This is a genomic window from Delftia sp. ZNC0008 (assembly GCF_000799035.1).
GTDB lineage: Bacteria > Pseudomonadota > Gammaproteobacteria > Burkholderiales > Burkholderiaceae_C > Comamonas > Comamonas tsuruhatensis.
Map to the genome: position 1 here is coordinate 1 of NZ_JTKZ01000293.1, position 3794 is coordinate 3794.

Consider the following 3794-nt stretch of genomic DNA (forward strand, 5'->3'; position numbering starts at 1 on the left):
CCGCGTTGCTCGGGCTCGGCACCCTTGGCCACGCCCGAGGCACGCTGCAACTGCACATGGGCAACCAGCCCGCCCGTGGAGGAGTTGGACAGCGCAAACACGCCGCCCATGCGCTGCACCGTCTTGTCCACGATGGACAGGCCCAGGCCCGCGCCCGCTGCGGCCGTGCGCGCGGAGTCGCCACGGAAGAAGGGCTGGGTCAGGCTGGCCAGCTGCTCGGGCGGCACGCCACGGCCATGGTCGCGGATGCGGATCACCACCCAGCTTTCGCGTTCCGATGCCGTCACATCCACGTGGGTGGTTTCGGTCTCGGGCGTCTTGCCGTAGCGGCGTGCGTTCTCGAACAGGTTGGAGATCACGCGCGCCAGTTCCACCTCGTCGGCCAGCACATAGACGCCTTCGGGCACGGCCATGCTGATCTGCAGCTCGCGGTGGTCCTGCACCGCATAGACGCAGGAGGACACCACGGCATGCAGGTTCACCGGGTTCAGGGTGACATGGTCGGGGCGGGCGTAGTCCAGGAATTTGTCGATGGTGGCGTCCAGCTGCACGATGTCGGCCACCATGTGCTCGCGCGCCACGTCGTCCACCACGCTCATCTCGGTCTCCAGCCGCAGGCGGGCCAGCGGCGTGCGCAGGTCGTGGGAGATGCCGGCCAGCATCACCGCGCGGTCCTGTTCCAGCTGGGCGAGTTTCTGCGCCATGCGGTTGAAGCCGATGTTGACCTCGCGGATCTCGCTGGTGACGGCTTCCTCGTCGAGCTGGCTGGCGTCGAAGTCGCCATCTCGCACGCGGTTGGCCGCATAGCTCAACTGCTTGAGTGGCCGGTTGATCAGGCGCGCGATGGCTGCCGCCCCCGCCAGGGACAGCAGGCCGGCCGTGATCAGCCAGATCAGCCAGGTGCGCCCGCTGGCCGGCGTGAAGCGCGAGCGGTCCATCAGCAGCCAGGTGCGGTCGCCATTGATGGTGAAGCCCACCCACAGCCCCGGCTCGCCATTGACGCTGCGCGCCACGATGGTGCCGTAGCCCAGGCGGCGCGTGAGTTCTTCGGTCAGGCGCTTGCCCAGCGTGCTCTGGTCCAGCAGCTCGAAGCTGTCGCCAGGCTCGCGCGGCAGAATGCGCACGCCTTCCTGGTCGGCCATGGTCTTGATCAGCGAGACGCGGTTGATGGCATCCGAATGCACCAGGGCCGCGCGGCTGAGGTTGACCAGCGAGGCGATCTGCTGGGCGGTGTGCAGCGTGCGCGGCTCGAACTCGAAGGCGCGCAGCGTCTGCAGCCACGCCAGGATGCTGCCCACCAACAGCAGGGCCAGCAGGCAGAAGGTACGCCAGAAAAGATTGAGTCCCAGCGGAGAGCGCGCAGTCATGCGCCGCTCGTAGTCGAGGGGCGCAGGGCTTGTGGCGTCGTGGGGCGGGACGGTGAAGGAACTCATGGAATGCGGTTCGTCATTCTAGGGGCCGGCTGCGAGATTACGCCTGTGCCGGCCAGCCTGCGTTACCGGTTGTCTCGGGTGCAGGCCAGCGGACTATCTATCGATCAGTTCGCGCCATCGGGTACGAACACGTAGCCCACACCCCAGACCGTCTGGATATAGCGCGGAGCGGCGGCATCTTCCTCGATCAGCTTGCGCAGGCGCGAGACCTGCACGTCCAGGCTGCGGTCGAAGGGCTCGAACTCGCGGCCGCGCGCCAGCAGGGCCAGCTTCTCGCGCGACAGCGGCTGGCGCGGGTGGCGCACCAGGGCCTTGAGCATGGCGAATTCGCCCGTGGTCAGCGGCAGTTCCTCGCCGTTCTTTTGCAGCACGCGCGTGCCCAGGTCGAAGGTGAAGGGGCCGAAGCTCACCACCTCGTTGTCGCCGGAAGGCGCGCCCGGCGCTTCCTGCGGCGGGCGGCGGCGCAGCACGGCATGGATGCGGGCCAGCAGTTCGCGCGGGTTGAAGGGCTTGCCCAGGTAGTCGTCGGCGCCCACTTCCAGGCCCACGATGCGGTCCACATCCTCGCCCTTGGCGGTCAGCATGATGATGGGCGTGCGGTCGTTGGCCGAGCGCAGGCGGCGGCAGATGGACAGGCCATCTTCGCCGGGCATCATCAGGTCAAGCACGATCAGGTCCACCGTTTCGCGCAGCAGGATGCGGTTCAGCGCCTTGCCATCTTCGGCAATCATGATCTCGAAGCCTTCCTGCGTCAGGTAGCGGCGCAGCAGGTCGCGGATGCGCGCATCGTCATCCACCACCAGGATCTTGTCGGTGCGGTTGGTCGTAGTGGCCATGTTCATCCTCGGTCGGTCATTTGTAACAGCCGCCATTGTTACCAGCTTGCGCCGAAAAGTCTGGACAAACCCCCGAAATATTGCCGTGTGTTACAGATGTTGCGTTTAAATTTAGAACGGAAAATGTGTCTTTAGAATATTTAACTATGGGTTTTCCATCCTGATGCATTTATCGTTGCAATAATGTTGTCAATGGAGGAGCCGGCAGGCCTGCTTGGCTCCACACCTGTCACCATCTGGCGGCATGCCGTAGCGAAAGGGCGGCATGCAGTTGTATCCCTGAACTACCTTTCATTTCAAAGGGTGAACGCATGAGCAAGCTTTCCAAACAGCTGTCCCGCCCCTGGGTCAAGTCCGTGGTCGCGGCTACTGCGCTGGCCTGTGCCAGCGGTGCCTGGGCGCAGAACGCCGCCACGGCGCCGGCACAGCCTGCCAACGTGGTGCAGTTGTCTGCAGAAGGCTCGGTGGACGTGGTGCAGGACCTGCTGACCGCCACCTTGTCGGCCACGCGCGAAGGGCGTGATGCCGCCACGGTCCAGTCCCAGCTGCAGAAGGTGGTCGAGGCCGCCATGGCCGTGACCAAGCGCAGCGCCCAGCCGGGCCAGATGGATGTGAGCACCGGCAGCTTCGGCATCTATCCGCGCTATGGCAAGGACAACAAGGTGGAAGGCTGGCAGGGCCGCGCCGAGATTCTTCTGCAGGGCCGCGACTTCGCGCGCATCACGCAGACGGCGGCCCAGGTGCAGGACATGACGCTGTCGCAAGTGGGCTTCGGCCTGTCGCGCGAGGCCCGTGAAAAGGTCGAAGGCGAGGCCCAGGCCAAGGCCATCGAGCAGTTCAAACAGCGTGCCACCACGCTGTCCAAGAGCTTCGGCTTTGCCAACTACAGCCTGCGCGAGGTCAATGTCAGCAGCAGCGACACCTCCGTGCCCATGCCGCGTCCGCGCATGATGGCCATGTCCGCCAAGGCCGCCGGCGCGGAAATGGATGCCGTGTCCGTGGAAGCGGGCAAGGCGCAGGTGATGGTCCACGTGTCGGGCTCGGTGCAGATGTATTGAGCAGGCGTGGGCCGCCCATGAAAAAAGGAGCGCCGTGGCGCTCCTTTTTTGACGTGAACCGGTGCTGGCGCGCTTACTGCGCCGCCCAGCCGCCATCCATGTTCCAGGCCACGCCGCGCACATTGGCTGCGGCGGGCGAGCAGAAGAACACCGCCAGTTCGCCCAGTTCCTCGGGCGTGGTGAACTGCATGGAGGGCTCTTTCTCGCCCAGCAGCAGCTTCTTGGCTTCTTCGTTGCTGATGCCGTGCTGCTCGGCCTTGGCGTCCACCTGCTTTTGCACCAGTGGCGTCAGCACCCAGCCGGGGCAGATGGCGTTGCAGGTGATGCCGGAGGTGGCGTTCTCCAGCGCCGTGACCTTGGTCAGCCCGACAATGCCGTGCTTGGCCGCCACGTAGGCAGACTTCTGCGCCGAACCCACCAGGCCGTGCACCGAGGCCACGTTGATGATCCGGCCCCAGCCCTTGCCG

4 protein-coding genes are annotated in these 3794 nt (G+C 65.5%); 1 reads left to right on the forward strand and 3 read right to left on the reverse strand.

All coding sequences use genetic code 11. The features are described 5' to 3' along the window. Together L995_RS09880 and ompR are read right to left on the reverse strand one after the other, a co-directional pair. Positions 1 to 1433 (reverse strand): ATP-binding protein (locus tag L995_RS09880; RefSeq protein WP_047471298.1); only part of this gene is annotated, 1433 nt, incomplete at its 3' end. A gap of 104 nt (positions 1434 to 1537) precedes the next feature. After that, complete coding sequence (gene ompR / locus L995_RS09885) at positions 1538 to 2275, reverse strand: osmolarity response regulator transcription factor OmpR (RefSeq protein ID WP_017404718.1); 738 nt, start codon at positions 2273 to 2275, stop codon at positions 1538 to 1540. Positions 2276 to 2580: 305 nt separating this feature from the next. On the opposite strand from ompR, the gene L995_RS09890 reads away from it, so the two are divergent. Next, complete coding sequence (locus L995_RS09890; RefSeq protein WP_034363125.1) at positions 2581 to 3327, forward strand: SIMPL domain-containing protein; 747 nt, start codon at positions 2581 to 2583, stop codon at positions 3325 to 3327. 73 nt (positions 3328 to 3400) lie between these two features. Here L995_RS09890 and L995_RS09895 read toward each other — a convergent pair. After that, on the reverse strand, positions 3401 to 3794 hold a 394-nt coding region (locus tag L995_RS09895), incomplete at its 5' end, for an SDR family oxidoreductase (RefSeq protein WP_047471300.1).

Coding starts and splice junctions, on each gene's coding strand:
- L995_RS09890 (WP_034363125.1), top strand. CDS start 2,581: ATGAGCAAGCTTTCCAAACAGCTGTCCCGCCCCTGGGTCAAGTCCGTG.
- ompR (WP_017404718.1), bottom strand. CDS start 2,275: ATGAACATGGCCACTACGACCAACCGCACCGACAAGATCCTGGTGGTG.